General features: G+C 62.4%; 25 protein-coding genes and 1 tRNA gene. 21 read left to right on the top strand and 5 right to left on the bottom strand.

Annotated features, from left to right (window positions below; genetic code table 11):
• Nucleotides 1–86: 86 nt before the first annotated feature.
• A complete protein-coding gene (dinB, locus tag LOY42_RS19930) occupies nucleotides 87–1,145 on the top strand; it encodes a DNA polymerase IV (protein ID WP_198754993.1) in 1,059 nt (352 codons plus the stop codon).
• 36 nt (nucleotides 1,146–1,181) lie between these two features.
• Here dinB and LOY42_RS19925 read toward each other — a convergent pair whose 3' ends face one another.
• The 3 genes from LOY42_RS19925 to LOY42_RS19915 form a co-directional block, all read right to left on the bottom strand.
• A complete protein-coding gene (locus tag LOY42_RS19925) occupies nucleotides 1,182–2,135 on the bottom strand; it encodes a hypothetical protein (RefSeq protein ID WP_139673133.1) in 954 nt (317 codons plus the stop codon).
• Between the two features lie 21 nt (nucleotides 2,136–2,156).
• Nucleotides 2,157–3,872, bottom strand: coding sequence for a proline--tRNA ligase (locus LOY42_RS19920; RefSeq protein ID WP_046856771.1), 1,716 nt, complete (start codon nucleotides 3,870–3,872; stop codon nucleotides 2,157–2,159).
• A 156-nt stretch (nucleotides 3,873–4,028) separates the two neighbouring features.
• A complete protein-coding gene (locus LOY42_RS19915; RefSeq protein WP_102681674.1) occupies nucleotides 4,029–5,345 on the bottom strand; it encodes an OprD family porin in 1,317 nt (438 codons plus the stop codon).
• A 761-nt stretch (nucleotides 5,346–6,106) separates the two neighbouring features.
• Here LOY42_RS19915 and LOY42_RS19910 point away from each other — a divergent pair.
• A complete protein-coding gene (locus tag LOY42_RS19910; RefSeq protein ID WP_102681675.1) occupies nucleotides 6,107–6,526 on the top strand; it encodes an HIT domain-containing protein in 420 nt (139 codons plus the stop codon).
• A gap of 2 nt (nucleotides 6,527–6,528) precedes the next feature.
• Nucleotides 6,529–6,741, top strand: a complete 213-nt coding sequence (locus tag LOY42_RS19905; protein ID WP_139673129.1) for a SlyX family protein — start codon at nucleotides 6,529–6,531, stop codon at nucleotides 6,739–6,741.
• Nucleotides 6,742–6,760: 19 nt separating this feature from the next.
• On the opposite strand, the gene LOY42_RS26480 is transcribed toward LOY42_RS19905, so the two are convergent.
• A complete protein-coding gene (locus LOY42_RS26480) occupies nucleotides 6,761–7,354 on the bottom strand; it encodes a cold-shock protein (protein WP_139673126.1) in 594 nt (197 codons plus the stop codon).
• A gap of 280 nt (nucleotides 7,355–7,634) precedes the next feature.
• Between LOY42_RS26480 and LOY42_RS19895 the strand changes: the two genes are divergently transcribed.
• From LOY42_RS19895 to LOY42_RS19810, 18 genes are all read left to right on the top strand, one after another.
• On the top strand, nucleotides 7,635–8,108 hold the full coding sequence (locus LOY42_RS19895) for a Dps family protein (protein WP_028690591.1): 474 nt from the start codon (nucleotides 7,635–7,637) through the stop codon (nucleotides 8,106–8,108).
• Nucleotides 8,109–8,303: 195 nt separating this feature from the next.
• The gene (locus tag LOY42_RS19890) at nucleotides 8,304–8,630 is read left to right on the top strand and encodes a ribbon-helix-helix domain-containing protein (RefSeq protein ID WP_198754995.1); all 327 of its coding nucleotides are present in this window, start codon (nucleotides 8,304–8,306) and stop codon (nucleotides 8,628–8,630) included.
• Between the two features lie 88 nt (nucleotides 8,631–8,718).
• Nucleotides 8,719–8,940, top strand: a complete 222-nt coding sequence (locus tag LOY42_RS19885; RefSeq protein ID WP_046856766.1) for an FmdB family zinc ribbon protein — start codon at nucleotides 8,719–8,721, stop codon at nucleotides 8,938–8,940.
• Nucleotides 8,941–9,034: 94 nt separating this feature from the next.
• Nucleotides 9,035–10,810 (top strand): aspartate--tRNA ligase, encoded by a 1,776-nt coding sequence (gene aspS / locus LOY42_RS19880; protein WP_046856765.1) that lies wholly within the window; start codon nucleotides 9,035–9,037, stop codon nucleotides 10,808–10,810.
• Nucleotides 10,811–10,903: 93 nt separating this feature from the next.
• A complete protein-coding gene (locus tag LOY42_RS19875) occupies nucleotides 10,904–11,656 on the top strand; it encodes a YebC/PmpR family DNA-binding transcriptional regulator (RefSeq protein WP_023628700.1) in 753 nt (250 codons plus the stop codon).
• 133 nt (nucleotides 11,657–11,789) lie between these two features.
• Entirely contained in the window at nucleotides 11,790–12,314 is a 525-nt protein-coding gene (gene ruvC / locus LOY42_RS19870) for a crossover junction endodeoxyribonuclease RuvC (protein ID WP_023628699.1), read from the top strand.
• 108 nt (nucleotides 12,315–12,422) lie between these two features.
• Nucleotides 12,423–13,040 carry a Holliday junction branch migration protein RuvA gene (ruvA, locus tag LOY42_RS19865; RefSeq protein ID WP_102681676.1) on the top strand — a complete coding sequence of 206 codons (618 nt, stop codon included), beginning with the start codon at nucleotides 12,423–12,425 and terminating at the stop codon, nucleotides 13,038–13,040.
• Nucleotides 13,037–14,083 (top strand): Holliday junction branch migration DNA helicase RuvB, encoded by a 1,047-nt coding sequence (gene ruvB, locus LOY42_RS19860; protein ID WP_023628697.1) that lies wholly within the window; start codon nucleotides 13,037–13,039, stop codon nucleotides 14,081–14,083. Before ruvA ends, ruvB begins: the two co-directional genes overlap by 4 nt.
• A gap of 125 nt (nucleotides 14,084–14,208) precedes the next feature.
• Nucleotides 14,209–14,661 (top strand): tol-pal system-associated acyl-CoA thioesterase, encoded by a 453-nt coding sequence (ybgC, locus tag LOY42_RS19855; RefSeq protein ID WP_023628696.1) that lies wholly within the window; start codon nucleotides 14,209–14,211, stop codon nucleotides 14,659–14,661.
• A 2-nt stretch (nucleotides 14,662–14,663) separates the two neighbouring features.
• Nucleotides 14,664–15,359, top strand: a complete 696-nt coding sequence (gene tolQ / locus LOY42_RS19850) for a protein TolQ (protein ID WP_023628695.1) — start codon at nucleotides 14,664–14,666, stop codon at nucleotides 15,357–15,359.
• Nucleotides 15,360–15,373: 14 nt separating this feature from the next.
• Nucleotides 15,374–15,826, top strand: a complete 453-nt coding sequence (gene tolR / locus LOY42_RS19845) for a protein TolR (protein ID WP_023628694.1) — start codon at nucleotides 15,374–15,376, stop codon at nucleotides 15,824–15,826.
• Nucleotides 15,826–16,902 carry a cell envelope integrity protein TolA gene (gene tolA / locus LOY42_RS19840; protein WP_139673124.1) on the top strand — a complete coding sequence of 359 codons (1,077 nt, stop codon included), beginning with the start codon at nucleotides 15,826–15,828 and terminating at the stop codon, nucleotides 16,900–16,902. Before tolR ends, tolA begins: the two co-directional genes overlap by 1 nt.
• 47 nt (nucleotides 16,903–16,949) lie before the next feature.
• Nucleotides 16,950–18,200: a Tol-Pal system beta propeller repeat protein TolB gene (tolB, locus tag LOY42_RS19835; protein WP_218571129.1), complete on the top strand. Its 1,251-nt coding sequence runs from the start codon at nucleotides 16,950–16,952 to the stop codon at nucleotides 18,198–18,200.
• A gap of 54 nt (nucleotides 18,201–18,254) precedes the next feature.
• Nucleotides 18,255–18,752: a peptidoglycan-associated lipoprotein Pal gene (gene pal, locus LOY42_RS19830; protein WP_008090230.1), complete on the top strand. Its 498-nt coding sequence runs from the start codon at nucleotides 18,255–18,257 to the stop codon at nucleotides 18,750–18,752.
• 6 nt (nucleotides 18,753–18,758) lie between these two features.
• Nucleotides 18,759–19,568 carry a tol-pal system protein YbgF gene (gene ybgF, locus LOY42_RS19825; RefSeq protein ID WP_110697868.1) on the top strand — a complete coding sequence of 270 codons (810 nt, stop codon included), beginning with the start codon at nucleotides 18,759–18,761 and terminating at the stop codon, nucleotides 19,566–19,568.
• A 160-nt stretch (nucleotides 19,569–19,728) separates the two neighbouring features.
• Nucleotides 19,729–20,376: a 7-carboxy-7-deazaguanine synthase QueE gene (gene queE, locus LOY42_RS19820; protein ID WP_139673117.1), complete on the top strand. Its 648-nt coding sequence runs from the start codon at nucleotides 19,729–19,731 to the stop codon at nucleotides 20,374–20,376.
• Between the two features lie 10 nt (nucleotides 20,377–20,386).
• Nucleotides 20,387–21,061 (top strand): 7-cyano-7-deazaguanine synthase QueC, encoded by a 675-nt coding sequence (gene queC, locus LOY42_RS19815; protein ID WP_050704481.1) that lies wholly within the window; start codon nucleotides 20,387–20,389, stop codon nucleotides 21,059–21,061.
• Between the two features lie 61 nt (nucleotides 21,062–21,122).
• Nucleotides 21,123–21,198: transfer RNA gene (locus LOY42_RS19810), tRNA-Lys, on the top strand.
• Nucleotides 21,199–21,270: 72 nt separating this feature from the next.
• Here the strand turns inward: LOY42_RS19810 and LOY42_RS19805 are convergent.
• Nucleotides 21,271–22,557 (bottom strand): FAD-binding oxidoreductase, encoded by a 1,287-nt coding sequence (locus LOY42_RS19805; RefSeq protein WP_258598942.1) that lies wholly within the window; start codon nucleotides 22,555–22,557, stop codon nucleotides 21,271–21,273.
• Nucleotides 22,558–22,565 lie beyond the last annotated feature (8 nt).

Raw genomic sequence — 22,565 nt, 5'->3', positions numbered from 1 at the left:
GCCGATTGTCCGGTCCAGGCTGTCTCGTCCGTTGGCCATACGGTAATATCTGTATGAATTTACAGTAGTGGCTGTCATCCATGTCCTTGCGCAAGATCATCCACATTGATTGTGACTGCTTCTACGCCGCCATCGAGATGCGCGATGACCCACGCCTGGTCGGTCGCCCCATGGCCGTGGGTGGGCAGCCAGGTCAGCGTGGCGTGATCGCTACCTGTAACTACGAGGCGCGTGCCTACGGCGTGCGGTCGGCTATGGCATCGGGGCATGCGATGAAGCTGTGCCCCGACCTGGAAATCGTCAAGCCGCGTTTCGAGGCTTACCGTGAGGCGTCCCGGGAGATTCACGCGATCTTTCGCGACTACACCGAGCTGATCGAACCGCTGTCGCTGGACGAGGCTTACCTGGATGTCAGTGACAGCCAATGGTTTGCCGGCAGCGCCACGCGGATTGCCGAGGACATTCGCCGACGGGTCGCCCAGCAACTGCATATCACGGTGTCCGCAGGTGTGGCGCCGAACAAGTTCCTGGCCAAGATCGCCAGCGATTGGCGCAAGCCCAATGGTTTGTTCGTCATTACCCCGGATCAGGTGGAGGAATTCGTTGCGCAGCTACCGGTGGCGCGCTTGCATGGGGTTGGCAAGGTGACTGCGGATAAGCTCTCGCGGTTGGGAATCGACACATGCCTGTCGCTGCGTGATTGGCCGCGGTTGGCATTGGTTCGCGAGTTCGGCAGCTTCGGCGAGCGCTTGTGGGGGCTGGCGCGGGGGATCGACGAGCGTGCGGTGCACAACGACAGTCGGCGGCAGTCGGTCAGCGTCGAGAACACCTACGATCATGATTTGCCCGACCTGAGCAGTTGCCTGGAGAAGCTGCCTGACCTGCTCGCCAGTCTGAATGAGCGGATTGCGCGCATGGATAGCAGCTATCGGCCCGACAAGCCTTTCGTCAAGGTCAAGTTCCATGACTTCAGCCAGACCACGCTGGAGCAGGCGGGGGCGGGGCGGGACCTGGAGAGTTACCGGCAGTTGCTCAGCCAGGCGTTTGCCCGGGGTGGCAAGCCGGTGCGGTTGCTGGGGGTGGGGGTGAGACTGCGGGATCTGCGCGGGGCGCATGAGCAGTTGGAGTTGTTTCGGGACATATAAAGAAGAAGGGGCCACAGATGGCCCCTCCTTTTGGTTTTACTGCACGCCCGGATCGGCAACCAGTCTCCCGGTGGCCTTGGTCAGTGCCTGCAGAAATTCCTGCTGCAGCTCCGGATCGTTGCGCGTCAGTTCGATCAGGCTCTGTTCGAGTTCGCTGGCTTCTTCTTCCAGGCCCAGCTCCGACAGGCGCTTGACCCGATGTACCCACTGGCCGACATCGTCGTCCTCGAGGTCATCGAAAATCAGCTCGTGGGCCTCGAGCAACTTGCCGCGCAAATTGCCGCTGACCAGCAGGCTGGCATCGCCTCGTACCTGGTTTTCCTCATCCACCACCTGCAGGTGCAGGGTGCCGATATGGTTGAGGTTCTGCTCGGAGAACGGGCTGTCGAGCAAGTTCAGGCGCAGTACGCCATGCTTGTCGGTAGTCAGCTCGTGGGTCATCTTGCCGGCCTTGACCTCGACCAGGCGCTCGTTCCAGGGCAGGCTGATGGACTCTTCGCGCTTGCCCTTCTCGACCTCGTCGATGCCCGCCAGGTTCTGCTGGGCACGGCCGTTGGACGGTACGTTCATGAACGGGTTGACGCCCGCCACGCCATAGCTCAGCCAGTCGTGGGTGATGCTGTCCGGCAGGTTGCCCAAGGCGAACACATTGGCCACATTGGCGCCGATGCCTGCCACCACGGCCACCGCGCCCAGCGGGATCTCGTAGACCTCCCGCCAGGGTTGGTAGGGGGTGTAGCGGTCGTAGCGGCGGGTCACTTCGAACTCGGTGACCTCGAAACGCTTGAGCTCATGAATGCGCACGCGTCGCTGCGGAAGCTCCATCACCTTCGGCTCGCCGACATCGATCTGCAGACTGTGCTCGAGCAGTTTGCGCTCGACGCGCTCCTCATGGTCGCTGCGCTGGGACATCTGGTTGGCGCAGCCGCCGAGGAACAGGGCGCCGCACAGTGCGGCGCCCCCCAGGGTGTAGGTACTTCGCTTGGACATGATCACTCGCGTAACGGGTTATCAGCGGCGGATGCGGGCCTGCAGGAAGGTCAGCACTTCATTGAGCGGCAGTGCCTGGGCCTCCGACTCGGTGCGGTGCTTGTATTCCAGGTTGCCATCGGCCAGGCCGCGGTCGCTGACGACGATGCGGTGGGGGATGCCGATCAGCTCCATGTCGGCGAACTTGATGCCGGGGCTGGTCTTCTTGTCGCGGTCGTCCAGCAGGACTTCGAAACCGGCGGCGGTCAGTTCGGCGTACAGCTTGTCGGTAGCTTCACGGACCACATCGGTTTCGTAGCGCAGCGGCACCAGGGCGATCTGGAACGGGGCCAGGGCGTCGTTCCAGATGATGCCCTTGTCGTCGTGGTTCTGCTCGATGGCGGCGGCGACCACACGGGACACGCCGATACCGTAGCAGCCCATCGACAGGACTACAGGCTTGCCGTTCTCACCCAGCACCTGGCACTTGAGCGCTTCGCTGTACTTGGTGCCGAGCTGGAAGATGTGGCCTACTTCGATGCCGCGCTTGATGACCAGGGTACCCTGGCCGTCCGGGCTCGGGTCGCCCTCGACCACGTTGCGCAGGTCGGCGACCTGCGGAACCGGCAGGTCGCGTTCCCAGTTCACGCCGAAGTAGTGCTTGTCGTCGATGTTGGCACCGATGCCGAAGTCGCTCATCAGGGCGACCGAGCGGTCGATAATGCACTCCAGCGGCAGATTCAGCGGGCCGAGGGAGCCTGCGCCGGCACCGATGGCGGCACGCAGTTCGGCGTCGGTGGCCATCACCAGCGGGTCGGCGACCTGCTCCAGCTTGGTGGCCTTGATTTCGTTGAGCTCGTGGTCGCCACGTACGATCAGCGCGACCAGCTTGCCTTCCTCGGCGCCATGCACGATCAGGGTCTTGACGGTCTTCTCGATCGCCAGGCCGAAGTTTTCCACCAGTTGCGCGATGGTCTTGGCGTCCGGGGTATCGACCAGGCGCAGCTCTTCGGTCGGCGCCGGACGCACGGTTTCGCGCGGAATGGCCTCGGCCTTCTCGATGTTGGCGGCGTAATCGGAGCTGTCGCTGAAGATCACGTCGTCTTCGCCGGAGGAGGCGAGCACGTGGAATTCGTGGGAATAGCTACCACCGATCGAGCCGGTGTCGGCCTGCACTGGACGGAAGTCCAGGCCCAGGCGGGTGAAGATGTTGGAGTACGCCAGGTGCATGCGGTCGTAGGTTTCCTGCAGGGAAGCCTGGTCGGCATGGAAGGAGTAGGCGTCCTTCATGATGAACTCGCGGCCGCGCATCAGGCCGAAGCGCGGGCGGATCTCGTCGCGGAACTTGGTCTGGATCTGGAACATGTTCAGCGGCAGCTGCTTGTAGCTGGACAGCTCGTTGCGCGCCAGGTCGGTGATGACCTCTTCGTGGGTCGGGCCGACGCAGAATTCGCGCTGGTGGCGGTCTTTCAGGCGCAGCAGCTCGGGGCCGTACTGCTCCCAGCGGCCGGATTCCTGCCACAGTTCAGCCGGCTGGATGCTCGGCATCAGCACCTCGAGGGCGCCGGCGGCGGTCATTTCCTCGCGCACCACGGCTTCGACCTTGCGCATCACCCGCAGGCCCATCGGCAGCCAGGTGTACAGGCCGGAGGCCAGCTTGCGGATCATGCCGGCACGCAGCATGAGCTGGTGGCTGATGACCACTGCATCGGCCGGGGTTTCTTTCTGGGTGGCGAGCAAATATTGACTGGTGCGCATGGTGAGCCGTGTCGATTGCCTGAATGTGAAATGACCCCGCATTGTACGGGGGCGAAACGAAAGCGTACAGAATGCAGCACTGGCGCGGTTCTGTCAGCCAAGAAAAAGCCCGGCGATCGCCGGGCTTCTTCATCTTTGGGCGTCGCAAACCTGGGTTTACAGGATGCTCAGCGGGTACTCGACAATCAGGCGCAGTTCGTCGATGGAGTTGGAACCGTAGTACACGCCGTCTGCGGAGCGGTAGGTAGCTTGACGCACGCGCAGGCTCAGGTCCTTGGCCGGGCCGCTTTGCAGGACGTACTTGACGTCGATGTCGCGTTCCCATTCCTTGCCGTTGTCGGTGGTGCGGGTGGTAGCACCGGTACCACGAGCGTAACGGGTCATGAAGGTCAGGCCTGGGATGCCATACTCGGCGAAGTTCAGGTCGTAACGGGCCTGCCAGGATTTCTCGTCTTCGGCGTTGAAGTCGGAACGGGCGATGGAGTTGGCCAGGAACACGGTGCCGCCACCGTCGACGCCATAGGCGTAGTCACCGTCGCCGCTGACTTTCTGGTAGGCCAGGGTGAAGGTGTGGGCGCCGATGTTGTAGGCGGCCGAGAGGCTGGCGGCGATGTTGTCGAGCTCGTTGGTGCCATCCGATTTCGTTACGAAGGCGCCGGTGCGGTTTTCACCAATGGACTTGGTGTCATAGATGTTGAAGTCGAACACCAGGCCTTGCTTGTCGCTGATCGGCAATGCCCAGTTGACGTTGCCGTACCACTTGCGGAAGTGATCCTCGACGCGAGAATAGTAGAGGGTGGTACTCAGGCTGTCGGTAATCGCGTAGGTGCCACCGAAGACGTTTGCTTCGGTCAGGCCCGGGCGCTTCTCGCGCGCATCGTTGAGGCCGCCGATGCTGTCCTTGTAGCTTGCCGCCTGAGCATCGAGACGGGTGAAGTGACCGGCGTTCAGCTCCAGGCCCTTGATTTCCTTGCTGGTCAGCAGGAAACCTTCGGCAACTTCAGGCAGCAGGCGGCTGTCGTCGGTGGCAAAGACCGGCATGGCGGTGTACTGGCCGCCGTATTTCAGGACAGTGTCGGAAATACGGAATTTGACCGCGCCGTAGCCCTTGGAGTAATCGTCTTGCGAACGGCCGTCAGAGCCGGTGGGGAACAGGCCGGTGCCGGCACGGCCCTTGCCGCTGTCGACCTTGACGCCCAACAGGCCGATGGCGTCGACGCCGACGCCGACGGTGCCTTGGGTAAAGCCGGATTCGAAGGTGCCGTGGAAGCCCAGGCCTGTTTCTTCTACGCGGCTCTGGTCGCCGGCGGGGGCATTACGGAAGTCACGGCTGAAATACAGCATCCGGGTCTTGACGCTGAGCTTGCTGTCTTCGACGAAGCCCTTGGATTCATCCTGCGAAGAGGCGACAGCCATCTGCGAAGTCCCTGCCGCTACGGCCAGGGCGATCATGCTCCACTTCATCACGCGCATCGTGATTTGCTCCTTTGGTTTTTAGGAAGAGTACCGCCGCACCCAAGTGTTTTAGTTATAGGGCCGGCTCTTTCTTGTTATGTCGGCGAAAATGTATATCACGCGGACTATTCTTGGCGATATGGGCAGAAACAACCTTTCGGTAACTTTATGGCCATGTCGCTGTCAGTTGTCTCCATGTCGCAAATCACGCCTGTCATATAAAGGCGTACAACGCCAGCGCTGTCTCGAAACCGTCATTTTTGTATAAATACAAAGTACGGCTTGTGAAACTCCCTGGTTATCCGATGCCGCTGTTGTTATTTGTCGCATTCACCCTGCAGTGCAGGGAGCGTGCCGACTTGGCGAGTAACGAATGCAACAAGCATGCTCAAAATCACGAACCTTTGATGAAATTTTCACAAAGGCCCTGCCTGTAGCCGGAAAACCTCCGAAAACACGGGCTGCGACCGGTTTGGCGGCGGTTCACGGTGAACTCTGGCGTGTGCGCGTGAAGCTGCCTTCCAAGTCAAGGTGTTACCGACGATTGTTTATCCTGGCTGTTTTATGTGACGGATGTGTGGTCGAGGTCTGACGAGCGGCATCATTTTGGTGCGAAAAGTAGCGCTGTGTTACCGAAGCGGGGCGTCGATGTTGTCATCCGCGTGCTACAAATGGCTCGAATCGACGTCGGCGGGTGTGGCAAATGCCGAAGCAGAGTATCCTTGCGCCCCTGTGCCCGGCCGGTTGGAAGGGCTGTATTGCTAGAAAGGAGGTTTGCCGTGTTCACCCTCGATTCGCGTCTGCAGGAGGATTCCCTGGTATTGGGCGACCTGCCGCTGTGCCGCCTGCTGCTGAGCAAGGATGCCAACTACCCGTGGTTCATCCTGGTGCCGCGTCGCGCCGATATCACTGAAGTGTTCGAGCTCGAGGAAGCGGACCAGCAGCAGTTGTGGGTCGAGACGAGCGCCCTGGCCGAGGCGTTGAAGGATGCCTTTGCCGCCGACAAGATGAACGTCGCGGCCTTGGGCAATGTGGTTAGCCAGCTGCACATGCATGTGATCGTGCGTCAGCGTGGTGATGCCGCCTGGCCCGCCCCGGTCTGGGGCAAGGTGGCGGCCATCGGCTACACCCAGGAGCAGCTCGATGGTATTCGCCAGCAAGTGCGTGCGCTGCTGGGTGAGAGCTTCAAGGAGGCTTGAGGATGTCGCAGGAACTGGAAATGCGCATTATCGAGCTGGAGACCCGCCAGGCGTTTCAGGATGACAGCTTGCAGGCGCTCAATGATGTGGTTGTCGAGCAGAGCCGAGTGATCGAACGCCTGCAATTGCAGATGGCGGAGCTGATCAAGCGCTACGAAGAGGTGGCCGGCCAGCAGGGCGGCGGGGAAGAGGAAGCGCCGCCGCCTCACTATTGAGCACGGCGGCGGTACAGGTTCAGCGGCGCGCGACGGCGACCACGTCTTCGGCCTGCAGGCCTTTGTCGCGGTGCATCACCGAGAACTCCACGCGCTGGCCTTCGACCAGCACCCGGTGGCCTTCGCCGCGGATGGCGCGAAAGTGCACGAAGATATCCTCACCGGAGTCGCGGGAGATGAATCCGAAGCCCTTGGAGGTGTTGAACCACTTCACGGTACCGGTATCGCGCTGGCCGGCCTCCGTGGGGTTGCCCTGGCTGGCGCGGGCCTTTCGCGTGCCGCGAACGAAGCCGGCCACCAGGTGCAGCACGCTGGCGAGGAAGGCGCAGGCCAGTGCTGGCAGGTTGCCAAGCTCCGGGCGGGCCAGCAGGGTGAGGGTCTGCAGGACCACGGCCACGACCAGCAGGATACTGGTGGCGTGTTGCAGCTGTTGGCGCATGCCTTTGTAGTACTGCGGCAGTACGGGGGCAATCACCAGGTTGAGCAGGCCGAGCAGCGCCAGGTAGACAGCCTCGGGTTGCTGCAGGAAGGGTGTTGCGTCAGTTTTCAAGGTGGGTATGAGCGATAGCAGCAAAGCCGCCACGCCCGTCACCAGATGGACGATCTTGAACATTGGGTTTGGCTCACGTTGATAAGGCCGATCACAGGATGAGCTGGTCGCACGGTGCGCGTGAACTGTAGGCGCGAAAACGTGACGGGCCAGCCTATGCACCCGGCACTGACAATCCGCACGGGTGGCACACTGCCTATTTAACAGCAAAGACGGGGGCTTCTCAAACCGATTGGCGCCGACGGCTGTCCATGCAGCCTTGTGCCGCATGCGCCGGCGGGCAACTCTTGTTAGAGTGGTTGCTGCCCGCTTGATGATCAAGCCTTATGGAAAGGGGAGCTTCATGGCAATCGATATCGGTATCAGTGAAGAAGATCGCAAGTCCATCGTCGATGGGTTGTCCCGCCTGTTGTCGGATACCTATGTGCTGTATCTGAAAACCCATAACTTCCATTGGAACGTCACCGGTCCGTCGTTCCGCACCCTGCACCTGATGTTCGAGGAGCAATACAACGAACTGGCCCTGGCGGTCGACTCGATTGCCGAGCGCATCCGTGCCCTGGGCTTCCCGGCGCCGGGTTCCTATGCCTTTTATGCCCGCCACTCCTCGATCAAGGAAGAGGAGGGCGTGCCGCCTGCCGAAGAGATGATTCGCCAGCTGGTTCAGGGGCAGGAGGCCGTTGTGCGCACCGCTCGCAGCATCTTCCCGGTGGTGGACAAGGTCAGCGACGAGCCGACTGCCGACTTGCTGACCCAACGCATGCAGGTGCACGAAAAAACAGCATGGATGCTGCGTGTCTTGCTCGACGGGAACTGATTGCCGCTTGACCGTCGTTTGATCCAGCCAAGCCAGGCCCGATGCCTTCCCCGGTGTCGGGCCTGCACGTTTGCGGGGAAGGCTTTGCCGCTGCTATCGGCATGACCGGGTGGCGCTTCATGAAACACATGGATCCGTTCGCAGGGCGGGCGGGGTGTGGTTTCGAGATGATGGAGCGGTGCGGTGGACAATCCGATGCGTGGTATCGACGGCAATGCGAGGCACAGGCAGGGCGCGGGCAGCCCGCGGATCGATCCGTTCAGGCGGGACTTCGACATGGCTCAGGCGGGGCCTGTATCACGCTCGGTACGGCTCAACGGTTTCGCCACCTGCCTGCGTCTGGAGGTAGTCTATTGGCGCATCCTGGAGCGCATCGCCCAGGCCAACCGCTGCTCGGTGAGCGCGGTGCTGTCCTATGTGGACCGCGAGGTGCACCTGCGCCATGGCGGGGTGAGGAATTTCAGCGGGCTGGTCCGGGTGATCTGCGTCACCTGGTTGCAGGAAGCGCGGGACGTACACTGATCGCCGGGCTGCACAGCACTCCTTAACCATATATAATCCCGCTTTTTGCTGCCTTGGGCAGCGTGCGATGTGGTTGACGAGAGACGCCATGCCCCTTTACGACTATCAATGTGCATCCTGCGAACACCGCATGGAGGTGTTGCAGAAGATCAGTGCCGCGCCGCTGACCGATTGCCCGGCATGCCAGGCGCCGGCATTGAAGAAGCAGCTGTCGGTCCCCGGCTTCCGCCTGAGCGGCAACGGCTGGTACGAGACCGACTTCAAGACCGGGGCGAAAAAGAATCTGGCAGGCGGCGACAAGGCCGACTGAGTTGAATTGCACCGACCAGGTCTTGCAGTATTAGCCCCTTGGGCGGCCAAGACCTCCACCGAACATACGAATCACGAGAAGCGAAACCACGACCATGATGCGCAGCCATTATTGCGGCCAACTGAACGAGTCCCTGGACGGCCAGGAAGTCACCCTTTGCGGCTGGGTCCATCGTCGCCGCGACCACGGCGGGGTGATTTTCCTCGATATCCGTGACCGCGAAGGCATGGCCCAGGTCGTGTTCGATCCGGATCGCGCCGAAACCTTCGCCGCCGCCGACCGCGTGCGCAGCGAATACGTCGTGCAGATCACCGGCAAGGTACGCAAGCGCCCGGATGGCGCAGTGAACGCCAACATGGCCTCCGGCGCCATCGAGATCCTCGGTTACCAGCTGACCGTGCTCAACGAGGCCGAAACGCCGCCGTTCCCGCTGAACGAATACTCCGACGTGGGCGAGGAAACCCGCCTGCGCTACCGCTTCATCGACCTGCGTCGCCCGGAGATGGCCGACAAGCTGCGCCTGCGTTCGCGCATCACCAGCAGCATCCGTCGCTTCCTCGACGAGAACGGCTTCCTCGACGTCGAGACGCCGATCCTCACCCGTGCCACGCCGGAAGGCGCCCGTGACTACCTGGTACCGAGCCGTACCCACGCTGGCAGCTTCTTTGCCTTGCCGCAGTCGCCACAGCTGTTCAAGCAGTTGCTGATGGTCGCTGGCTTCGACCGCTACTACCAGATCGCCAAGTGCTTCCGCGACGAAGACCTGCGTGCCGACCGCCAGCCGGAATTCACCCAGATCGACATCGAGACCAGTTTCCTCGACGAGTCCGAGATCATGGGCCTCACCGAGAGCATGATCCGCAAGCTGTTCAAGGAAGTCCTGGACCTGGAGTTCGGTGACTTCCCGCACATGACCTACGAAGAGGCCATGCGCCGCTATGGCTCCGACAAGCCAGACCTGCGTATCCCGCTGGAACTGATCGACGTTGCCGACCAGCTCAAGGATGTCGACTTCAAGGTCTTCGCCGGCCCCGCCAACGATCCGAAGTGCCGCGTCACAGCCCTGCGTCTGCCGGGCGGCGCCAGCATGCCGCGCAGCAAGATCGACGAGTACACCAAGTTCGTCGGCATCTACGGTGCCAAGGGCCTGGCCTACATCAAGGTCAACGAGCGCGCCAAGGGTGTCGAGGGTCTGCAGTCGCCGATCGTCAAGAACATCCCCGAGGCCAACCTCAACACCATCCTCGACCGCGTTGGCGCGGTCGATGGCGACATCGTGTTCTTCGGCGCCGACAAGGCCAAGATCGTCAGCGAAGCCCTGGGTGCGCTGCGTATCCGCCTGGGTCATGACTTCGAGCTGCTGACCTGCCAGTGGGCGCCGATGTGGGTCGTCGACTTCCCGATGTTCGAAGAGAACGAAGACGGCAGCTTCACCGCGCTGCACCACCCGTTCACCGCGCCGAAGTGCACCCCCGAGGAGCTGGAGGCCAATCCGGCCACCGCGCTGTCGCGTGCCTACGACATGGTGCTCAACGGCACCGAGCTGGGTGGCGGTTCGATCCGTATCCACCGCAAGGAAATGCAACAGGCGGTATTCCGCCTGCTGGGTATCGAGGCGGCGGAACAGGAAGAGAAGTTCGGCTTCCTGCTCGACGCCCTGAAGTTCGGCGCACCGCCTCACGGTGGCCTGGCCTTCGGCCTGGACCGCCTGGTCATGCTGATGACCGGCGCGCAGTCGATCCGTGAAGTGATCGCCTTCCCGAAAACCCAGAGCGCCGCGTGCGTCATGACCCAGGCCCCGGGCATGGTCGACGCCAAGGCCCTGCGCGAGCTGCACATCCGTCTGCGCGAGCAGACCAAGGTCGAGTAACCTCGACTACGGGCGCACGTGTTGCGCCCACGTATTCATGCGTTCCGCCCTTCGGGGCGGAACCTGTTTCTGTTTCAAGGATTTGGAGTCGTTATGGCCGGTCATTCCAAGTGGGCGAACATCAAGCACCGCAAAGAACGCCAGGATGCCAAGAGAGGCAAGATCTTCACCAAGTGGATCCGCGAACTGACCGTCGCTGCCAAGCAAGGTGGTGGTGATCCGGCGTCCAACCCGCGCCTGCGCCTGGCGCTGGACAAGGCCCTGGGTGCCAACATGAGCCGCGACATCATCGACCGCGCCGTGGCCCGCGGTGCCGGCACCAACGAAAGCGACAACGTCGAAGAGCTCAGCTACGAGGGTTACGGCCCGGGCGGCGTGGCGATCATGGTCGAAGCCATGACCGACAACCGTAACCGTACTGCCGCGGCCGTGCGGCATGCCTTCACCAAGTGCGGCGGCAACCTCGGTACCGACGGTTCGGTGGCCTACCTGTTCGAGCGCAAGGGGCAGATCAGCTTCGCCGCCGAGCTGAACGTGGACGAGGATGCGCTGATGGAAGCCGCGATGGAGGCCGATGCCGACGATGTGGTGGTCAACGACGACGGCTCCTTTGACGTGTTTACCTCGTTCAACAGCTTCTATGCCGTGCGCAATGCCCTGGAAGAGGCCGGCTTCAAGGCGTCCGACGCCGAGATCGTGATGCAGCCGACCACCAGCGCCGAGCTGGACCAGGACGGTGCGGAGAAGGTGCTCAAGCTGATCGACATGCTCGAGGACCTGGATGACGTGCAGAACGTCTACTCCAACGCACAGATCTCCGATGAGATCATGGAAACGCTGGGCTGATCGTTTCGGCTATCGGCTGTAGCGCGGGGCAAGCCCGCTTCCACAAGGCCTGCGCCAGATTGCGGTGTAGCCTTTGTGGGAGCGGGCTTGTCCCGCGATAAGGCCGGCAAATTCGCACACCTTTGTAGGCGCTATGACTCTCATTCTTGGTATCGACCCCGGCTCGCGCATCACCGGTTTTGGCGTGGTCCGCCAGACTGCCCGTGGCTGCGAGTACGTGGCGTCGGGCTGTATACGCACTGGCGGCGGTGAGCTGCACGAGCGTCTGCAGATCGTCTTTCGCGGTGTCAGCGAGATCATCCGCCAACATGAGCCGGTGACCATGGGCATCGAGCGGGTGTTCATGGCGCGCAACGCCGATTCGGCGCTCAAGCTTGGCCAGGCCCGGGGGGCAGCCATCGTCGCCGCCGCCGAGGCCGGCCTGGAGATCGCCGAATACACCGCGAGCCAGGTCAAGCAGGCCGTGGCCGGTACCGGCGGCGCCAACAAGGAGCAGGTGATGATGATGGTCATGCACCTGCTCAAGCTGACCCAGAAACCGCAGATCGATGCCTCCGACGCCCTGGCCATCGCCCTGTGCCATGCCCATACCCGCTCCAGCCTCATCCCCCACGGGTTGGCGACGGCTCGGCGTCGTGGCGGACGCTTGCGTCTGTAACCGCTTCATGCGGTGATACACATTTTGTCCGGGTGAAGCACTTTCCCGGCGCATTTGCTGATAGGGTGGACCGGTTTTCGACCGGCACCCCAGAGGAAGGATCGGAACGTGATTGGACGTTTGCGTGGCACCCTGGCGGAAAAACAGCCGCCGCACCTGATTGTCGACATCAACGGCCTGGGCTATGAGCTCGAAGTGCCGATGACCACGCTGTACCGTCTGCCCAAGCTGGGCGAGACCGTCACCCTGCACACCCATCTGGTGGTGCGTGAAGACGCCCATCTGTTGTACGGCTTCTTCGAAAAGCGCGAACGCGAGCTGTTCCGCGAGCTGATCCGCCTCAACGGCGTTGGCCCGAAACTGGCGCTGGCGCTGATGTCGGGGCTCGAGGCCGACGAACTGGTGCGCTGCGTCCAGGCCCAGGATGCCTCGGCGTTGGTGCGTGTGCCCGGTGTTGGCAAGAAGACCGCCGAGCGCCTGCTGGTCGAGCTCAAGGATCGCTTCAAGGCCTGGGAAACCTCGCCCGCCATGTTCACCCTGGTGTCCGATGGCCCGGTGCCGGTGGCCAGTGCCTCCAATGCCGAGGCCGACGCGGTCAGCGCCCTGGTGTCGCTGGGCTACAAGCCGCAAGAGGCCAGCAAGGCCATTGCCGCCATCGAGGGCAAGGCCAACCTCAGCAGTGAGGAGCTGATCCGTCGCAGCCTCAAAGGGATGATTACCAAGTGATCGAGACCGACCGCCTGATCGCCGCCTCCGGACGCGACCGCGAAGAGGTCCAGGATCGTGCGATCCGCCCGCTGAGTCTGGACGAATACATCGGCCAGCCGGTGGTGCGCGAGCAGATGTCGCTGTTCATCCAGGCCGCGCGCGGGCGCAGCGAGTCACTCGACCACACCCTGATCTTTGGTCCGCCGGGCTTGGGCAAGACCACGTTGGCCAACATCATCGCCCACGAGATGGGCGTGTCGGTGAAGAGCACCTCCGGCCCGATTCTCGAGCGGCCCGGCGACCTGGCGGCGATGCTGACCAATCTCGAGCCGCACGACGTGCTGTTCATCGACGAGATCCACCGCTTGTCACCGGTGGTCGAGGAAGTGCTCTATCCGGCGATGGAAGACTTCCAGCTGGACATCATGATCGGCGAGGGCCCGGCCGCGCGCTCGATCAAGCTCGACCTGCCGCCGTTCACCCTGGTCGGCGCCACCACGCGTGCCGGCATGCTGACCAACCCGCTGCGTGATCGCTTCGGTATCGTCCAGCGCCTGGAGTTCTACAGCGACAGGGACCTGGCGACCATCGTCAGCCGTTCGGCCGGCATCCTCGGCTTGCCCATGGACGACAAGGGCGCATTCGAGATCGCCCGCCGGGCCCGTGGCACGCCACGGATCGCCAATCGCCTGCTGCGGCGGGTGCGCGACTTTGCCGAAGTGCGCGGCAAGGGTGAGATCACCAAGGCGGTCGCGGACATGGCGCTGAACCTGCTGGATGTCGACGAGCGTGGCTTCGATCACTCCGACCGGCGTCTGCTGCTGACCATGATCGAGAAGTTCGACGGTGGTCCGGTGGGGCTCGACAATATCGCCGCGGCGATCGGCGAGGAGCGCCACACCATCGAGGACGTGCTCGAGCCCTACCTCATCCAGCAGGGCTATATCATGCGTACCCCCCGTGGGCGCGTGGTCACCCGGCACGCCTACCTGCATTTCGGCCTGAACATTCCCGGGCGTTTCTGCGAGGGTGGGGAATATGCGGCGCAAGACGACGAATGACAGATCGAATCGGCATTTTTGCGGTCCTACCGCTGGCATGCCCTGGCTTCGCTGGCAATACGACATTATCGATGCAAAAACAGTTGCCGCAGCGGATTGGCAAGCACAGGAGTAAGCACTAGAGTATGCGCGCGCAAAATGGGCTGGAACCGTTCGCACACCGCTGTCGCGTCTATTACGAGGATACCGACGCCGGTGGCGTGGTGTATTACGTCAACTACCTCAAATTCATGGAGCGCGCACGCACCGAGCGGCTACGTCACCTGGGGTTCTCCCAGGCCCAGCTGGCGCAGGACAACCTGTTGTTCGTGGTCCATTCCAGCGAGGCGCGCTACCACGCGCCGGCCCGCCTGGACGACGAGTTGCGGGTAACCGCGCAAGTACTTGAATTGAATCGTGCCAGCCTGCGCTTCGTGCAGCAGGTGTGGCGAGCAAAGGATGAAGTGCTGCTCTGCGAAGGGCAGTTCCTGGTGGCCGCCGTGCGCGCCGACACTTTCAAACCCCGGGCCATTCCCCCAGAACTGCGCGACGCCTTCCTGGCGGACGGCACGGGTACTCAATCGAACGCAGGAGAATAAGCGTGGAAGCAAACGTCGTCGACCATACCTCCATGTGGAGCCTGGTCGCCAATGCCAGTGTCGTGGTTCAGCTGGTGATGCTGACCCTCGTGGCAGCCTCGGTGACCTCTTGGATCATGATCTTCCAGCGCAGCACCATGCTGCGCGCCGGTCGTCGTGCACTGGACGCTTTCGAAGAGCGCTTCTGGTCGGGCATCGACCTGTCCAAGCTGTACCGCCAGGCGGGCAGCAACCCAGACCCGGACTCGGGGGTCGAGCAGGTCTTCCGTGCCGGCTTCAAGGAATTCTCGCGCCTGCGCCAGCAACCGGGTGTCGACCCGGACGCGGTCATGGAAGGGGTGGGGCGTGCCATGCGCGTGGCCATCTCCCGCGAGGAAGAAAAGCTCGAGCAGAGCCTGCCGTTCCTGGCCACCGTCGGTTCCACCAGCCCGTACATCGGCCTGTTCGGTACCGTGTGGGGCATCATGAACTCCTTCCGCGGCCTGGCCAGCGCCCAGCAGGCCACCCTGGCCACCGTGGCCCCGGGCATCGCCGAGGCGCTGATCGCCACTGCGATCGGCCTGTTCGCCGCGATCCCGGCTGTGATCGCCTACAACCGTTTTGCCGCGCGCAGTGAAGTGCTGATCGGGCGCTACTACACGTTCGCCGATGAGTTCCAGGCGATCCTGCACCGCAAAGTACACACCAGCGAAGAGTGATCAGGTAGAAACCCATGGCCCGAGTTCGCCACAAACGCAAGCCGGTCGCCGAGATGAACGTGGTGCCCTACATCGACGTGATGCTGGTGCTACTGGTTATCTTCATGGTGACCGCCCCGATGCTCAACCAGGGCGTGAAGGTGGATCTGCCCAAGGTTTCCAGCGAAGCCCTGCCGCAGGACAACAACGTCCAGGTCCTGACCATCTCGATCAAGGCCGACAAGACCTACTACTGGAACCTCGGCAGCGAAGTCGACACCGACAAACAGATGGACAAGGCCATGACCTTGCCGGAAATGACCAGCGCGGTGACCAAGATCATCGCCGCCGGCCGTGACCAGGGCAAGCAGACCCAGGTCTTCATCCGTGGCGACAAGGCTGTCGACTACGGTGCGGTCATGGGCGCCATGGGCGGGTTGCAGAAGGCCGGTGTCGGTAACGTTGGCCTGATTACCGAGGCGCCCTGATGCAACAGCGAGAGCCATCCGCCTCGGAAAGCTACTTCTGGCCCAGTGTCTGGGCCATTGCGCTGCACGTGCTGGTGTTCGGCATGCTGTTCGTCAGCTTCGCCATGACGCCCGAGCTGCCGCCCTCCAAGCCTATCGTCCAGGCCACGCTGTACCAGCTCAAGTCCAAGAGCCAGGCGACCACCCAGACCAATCAGAAGATTGCCGGGGAGGCGAAGAAGACTGCCTCACGCCAGACCGAGGTCGAACAGCTGGAGCAGAAGAAGGTCGAGCAGGAGGCCGTGAAGGCCGCGGAACAAAAGAAAGCCGACGCCGCTCAAAAGGCCGAGGAGGCTCGCGAAGCCGCCGAGGCGAAGAAAGCAGACGACGCCGCCAAGGCCGCCGAGCAGAAGAAAGCCGCCGAGGCCAAGAAAGCCGAGGAAGCGAAGAAGGCTGCCGAGAAGCAGCAGGCCGACATCGCCAAGAAGAAGGCTGAGGAAGAAGCGAAGAAGAAGGCCGAGGAAGAAGCCAAGAAACAGGCTGCGGAAGAGGCGAAGAAGAAAGCCGCCGAAGACGCGAAGAAAAAAGCAGCCGAGGACGCCAAGAAGAAAGCGGCGGCCGAGGACGCGAAGAAGAAGGCAGCTGAAGAGGCCAAGAAAAAGGCCGCTGCAGACGCCCAGAAGAAAAAGGCACAGGAAGCGGCCCGCAAGGCGGCGGAAGACAAAAAGGCCCAGGCACTTGCCGAGCTGTTGTCCGACACCACCGAACGGCAGCAGGCGCTGGCCGACGAGCAGGGTGACCAGGTGGCCGGCGACTTCGACGACCTGATCCGCATGCGCGCGGCCGAAGGTTGGGCGCGTCCGCCATCCGCGCGCAAGGGCATGACGGTAGTTCTGCAGATCAACATGCTGCCGGACGGCACCCTCACCAATGTGAGTGTGGCCAAGTCCAGTGGCGACGGTCCGTTCGACAGCTCGGCCGTGGCCGCGGTGAAGAACATTGGTCGGTTGACCGAAATGCAGGGCTTGAAGCCGAACGAGTTCAATCCGTATCGTTCATTCAAGATGACATTTACACCTGAGGATCTAGCGTTGTGATTAAACGTCTGAGAGGACTGCTGGTCTTGCTCTGCTGCGTGGCAGGCATGGCCATGGCAGAGGAAAAGAACATCCTGGTCACCAGCGGTAGCGACCGGGCGACCCCCATCGCGGTAGTGCCGTTCGGTCTGCAGGGTGGCAGCGTACTGCCGGAAGACATGGCCGATATCATCGGCAACGACCTGCGCAACTCCGGCTACTACGCGCCGATCCCGCGGCAGAACATGATCAGCCAGCCGACCCAGGCCAGCGAAGTGATCTTCCGTGACTGGAAAGCGTTGGGTGCCCAGTACGTCATGGTCGGCAGTATCGTGCCGTCCGGCGGTCGCCTGCAGGTGCAGTACGCCCTGTTCAACGTTGCCACCGAACAGCAGGTCCTGACCGGCAGCGTCGCCGGTGGCGTCGACCAGTTGCGCGACATGTCGCACTACATTGCCGACCAGTCGTTCGAAAAGCTCACCGGTATCAAGGGTGCGTTTTCCACGCGCATGCTGTACGTGACCGCTGAGCGTTTCTCCACCAACAACACCCGTTACACCCTGCAGCGTTCGGACTACGACGGTGCCCGTGCAGTAACCCTGCTGCAGTCGCGTGAGCCGATCCTGTCGCCGCGCTTCGCACCCGATGGCAAGCGTATCGCCTATGTCTCGTTCGAGCAGAAGCGCCCGCGCATCTTCATCCAGCACATCGACACCGGTCGCCGCGAGCAGATCACCAACTTCGAAGGCCTGAACGGCGCGCCTGCCTGGTCGCCTGACGGCTCGCGCCTGGCATTCGTGCTGTCGAAGGACGGCAACCCGGACATCTATGTGATGAACGTGGCTTCGCGCCAGATCACCCGTGTCACCGCAGGCCCAGGCATCAATACCGAGCCGTTCTGGGGCAAGGATGGCAACACCCTGTACTTCACCTCCGACCGTGGCGGCAAGCCGCAGATCTACAAGCAGTCGGTTGGTGGCGGTGGTGCCGAGCGCGTGACGTTCGTGGGTAACTACAACGCCAACCCGAAATTGTCGGCGGACGAAAAGACTCTGGTGATGATCCATCGCCAGCAAGGATTCACCAACTTCAAGGTGGCCGCGCAGGACCTGCAACGTGGAAGTGTAAAGATTCTCTCCGAGACCAGTCTTGATGAGTCTCCCACTGTTGCGCCAAACGGCACCATGCTAATCTACGCCACCCGCCAGCAGGGCCGGGGAGTCTTGATGCTCGTGTCGCTTAACGGCCGCGTGAGGCTCCCGCTTCCTACCGCTCAAGGCGAAGTCAGAGAACCGTCCTGGTCCCCTTACCTGAACTGATTGCGGCGTAACACGTTTTGCTTAACACACTGGGGTTTCATTAGGAGTTTCACGATGGAAATGCTGAAGTTTGGTAAATTCGCTGCGCTGGCTCTGGCCATGGCTGTAGCTGTAGGTTGCTCCTCGAAAGGCGGCGACAACGCTGGTGAAGGCGCTGTTGATCCGAACGCTGGCTACGGTGCCAACACTGGCGCTGTCGACGGCTCCCTGAGCGAAGAAGCCGCCCTGCGCGCAATCACCACCTTCTACTTCGAATACGACAGCTCGGACCTGAAGCCAGAAGCCATGCGCGCTCTGGACGTTCACGCCAAGGACCTGAAGTCCAACGGCAACCGCGTTGTCCTGGAAGGCAACACCGACGAGCGCGGCACTCGCGAGTACAACATGGCTCTGGGTGAGCGTCGTGCCAAGGCCGTTCAGCGCTACCTGGTTCTGCAGGGCGTTTCCCCTGCTCAGCTGGAACTGGTTTCCTACGGCGAAGAGCGTCCAGTTGCCACCGGCAACGACGAGCAGTCCTGGGCCCAGAACCGTCGCGTAGAACTGCGTAAGTAAGTTCCTATGCGTATGTGCCGTCGTGCTGTAACCGTCCTCGCACTCAGCCTGCCCCTTTCGGCGTGGGCTGCGGTTCCCGTAGTAGATGACAACGCGGGTGGCTATCCACCTGCGGGTTATGGCACGAGCGGCGCCTATGCCGGAGCAGGGGCTTCGGCCCCTGCTTCTGCAAATGGCCAGCTGTTCATGCAGCTGCAGCAGATGCAGGACCAGATTTCCCGCCAGCAAGGCATCATCGAAGAGCTGCAGAACGATGTGTCGCGCATGAAGCAGGAAAACCTCGAGCGCTACCAGGATCTCGACCGCCGCATCAGCAGCGGTGCCGCGCCTGCCGCGACTCCAGACAATTCTTCCACCGGTGGCGCGAACAGCGCAGCCACGGGTGCGGCCGCCGGCACCAATGCCGCGCAGCCACCGGCCGCGAGCAGCGAGCCGGGCGATCCGGCGAAAGAGAAGCTGTATTACGACGCCGCTTTCGACCTGATCAAGCAGAAGGACTTCGACAAGGCCAGCCAGGCCTTCAACGCCTTCCTGCGCAAGTACCCCAACAGCCAGTACGCCGGCAATGCCCAGTACTGGCTCGGCGAGGTCAACCTGGCCAAGGGCGACCTGCAAGGTGCCAGCCAGGCGTTCGCCGAGGTCGGTCAGAAGTACCCGAAACACAGCAAGGTGCCGGATTCGCTGTACAAGCTGGCCGATGTCGAGCGCCGCATGGGCCACACCGACAAGGTCAAGGGCATCCTGCAGCAGGTCATCACCCAGTACCCCGGCACTTCCGCCGCGCAACTGGCGCAACGCGACCTGCAAAAGCTCTGAACGACCCGTTGAAGAAGAAACCCGCGCTTGTCGCGGGTTTTTTCGTTAGAATCACGGCCCTTTTTTCGTAAACACGCTGCCGCGGATAACGCTTTGTCGAGTCCGCGACAGTGCCTGACGGAGGCGGACAGCCTGTTCAGCTGTCACGCCCGTGGCGATCATGCAAGACACATTACGCATCACCGAAGTGTTTTACTCGTTGCAGGGTGAAACGCGAACGGCCGGGCTGCCCACGGTTTTCGTGCGCCTGACCGGTTGCCCCCTGCGCTGCCAGTACTGCGACAGTGCCTATGCCTTCAGTGGCGGCACTATCCGCACCCTCGACTCCATTGTTGAGCAGGTGGCCGGCTTCAAGCCGCGCTACGTCTGCGTGACCGGTGGCGAGCCTCTGGCCCAGCCCAACGCGCTGCCTTTGTTGCAACGCCTGTGCGACGCCGGTTACGACGTGTCGCTGGAAACCAGTGGCGCTCTCGACATCAGTGGCGTCGACACCCGGGTCAGCCGCGTGGTCGATCTCAAGACCCCAGGCTCCGAGGAGTCTCACCGCAATCGCTACGAGAATATAGAGCTGCTGACCGGCAACGACCAGGTCAAGTTCGTCATCTGTTCCCGCGAGGACTACGATTGGGCGGTTTCCAAGCTGATCCAGTACAACCTGGCCGAGCGCGCCGGTGAAGTGCTGTTTTCGCCCAGCCACCACCAGGTGAGCGCCACCGACCTGGCCGACTGGATCGTCGCCGACAACCTGCCCGTACGCTTCCAGCTGCAGCTGCACAAGCTGCTGTGGAACGACGAACCCGGACGCTGAGGAGAAAGACATGACTGACAAACGCGCGGTAATCCTGCTGTCCGGTGGCCTGGATTCGGCCACCGTGGTAGCCATGGCCAAGGCCGACGGCTACCAGTGCTACACCATGAGCTTCGACTATGGTCAGCGCCATCGCGCCGAGCTCAACGCCGCGGCACGGGTAGCCCGTGACCTGGGCGTGGTCGAGCACAAGGTGATCGGCCTGAATCTCGATGGCATCGGTGGCTCGGCCCTGACCGACAGCAGCATCGATGTGCCCGAGGCGCCGAGCGAGGGGATTCCGGTCACCTACGTGCCGGCTCGCAACACCGTGTTCCTGTCCCTGGCCCTGGGCTGGGCGGAGGTGCTCGAAGCCCGTGACATCTTCATTGGTGTCAACGCCGTGGACTACTCCGGCTACCCGGACTGCCGCCCGGAGTTCGTCGAAGCCTTCGAGCGCATGGCCAACCTGGCTACCAAGGCAGGCGTGGAAGGGCAGGGCTTCCGCATCCAGGCGCCGCTGCAGAACCTGAGCAAGGCGCAGATTGTCCAGGCGGGCATCGCCCGTGGCGTGGACTACAGCCTGACCGTTTCTTGCTACCAGGCCGACGACGACGGGCGTGCCTGCGGCAAATGCGACAGCTGCCGCCTGCGCGCTGATGGCTTCAAGGCCGCCGGTGTAGAGGACCCCACTCGGTATTTTTGAAAAAATTTGCGATGGGGTGTTGAATTCTTCTGAGAAATCAGTAGTATACGCGCCATCCAACGGGTCGTTAGCTCAGTTGGTAGAGCAGTTGGCTTTTAACCAATTGGTCGTAGGTTCGAATCCTACACGACCCACCATATGCAGTACGAAAAAGCCCGCCTTCATGGCGGGCTTTTTCATGCCTGTCGAAAAAGTGGCCTGACCCACTGTCAACGATTCAGGCGCCGTGCATCGAACGCATCGCGTGCCTGGTAGGCGGTGTAGGTGGCCTGCGCAGCCACCAGGCCAGCAAGGCCGAAGGTGCGATCGAGGCCGAACCGACTGAAACCGCTCGGGATCGGCAGGCGGTGGGCGATGGCGTCCGCCAGGACTTCGCCGGCGACCGTGGTCGGGGCCATGCCATGGCCGCCGAAACCGACCGCGTGCCAGATGCCGTTGTGGTCCTGGCCGATCTGCGCCATCTGGTGGCGTCCGTAGCTCATCAGGCCGCCCCAGGAGTACTCCAGTTCCACGTCCTCGAATTGCGGGTAGACGCTCGCCAGGTCGGCCTTGAGCAGCCTGGCGATGGCCTGCGGCCCGCGATCGAGAATGGAGATGCGTCCGCCCCAGAGGATCCGGCTGTCTTTCAGCGGGCGATAATAATCGAAGGCGAAGCGTGTATCGTAGATGGCCGACTGGCAGTCGATGGCGTCCTGCAGGCGTGCGCCCAGTGGCGCAGTGGTCACCACGTAGGTGGCGATCGGCAGCACGGCGCGTTCGATCAGGGCGTAGACGCCGCGGGCATAGCCCCCTGCGCTGAACACCACCTGCTCGGCATGGACTTCGCCCTGGCCGGTGCGCACGATGTAGCCGCCAGCCTTCTTCTCGATACTGGTCACCGGCGACTGTTCGTAGATCGTCACCCCAGCCTGTGCGGCTGCCTGGGCGATGCCGCAGACATACTTGAGCGGGTGGAAGTGGAATGCGTTGCGCTCCAGCAACCCGCCGTAATAGCGCTCGGTCCTGAGCTGTTCCTTAAGTTCCCCGGGGGCGATGTATTCCCAGTCGACGCCATAAGCCTGCTTCATCAGCTGGCGCGGTTTCTCAAGGCGCGACGGGTCGTTGAACCAGTTGGCGAGGATCACACCCTGGTCGACCAGGTCGCAATCGATGGTGTATTTGCGGGTACGTTCGCGGATCAGGTCGACGGCGTCGAGTGTCAATCGATACAGCTTGCGTGCCTCGTTGGCGCCCAACGCCGCCAGCAGATCGGCGTTGCCGAGGCTGTAGCCGCCGAAGACGAAGCCGCCGTTGCGTCCCGAGGCGCCATGACCGACGCGTTGCGACTCGAGGAGTGTCACATCGCTCACCCCGCGCTCGGCAAGCCCTATTGCGGTCGACAGGCCGGCCAGGCCACCACCGAGGATGCAGACGCGGGTATCGGTGCGCCCGCTCTGGGCAGGGTAGAAGGTTCTGCTGGCGGTGGCTTCGTAGTAGGAGTCGAAGGTGCTGTTCATCAGGGTCC

The sequence above is a fragment of the Pseudomonas sp. B21-023 genome (assembly GCF_024749165.1).
Classification (GTDB): Bacteria; Pseudomonadota; Gammaproteobacteria; order Pseudomonadales; family Pseudomonadaceae; genus Aquipseudomonas.
This window is presented reverse-complemented; position numbering and strand designations above follow the sequence as displayed.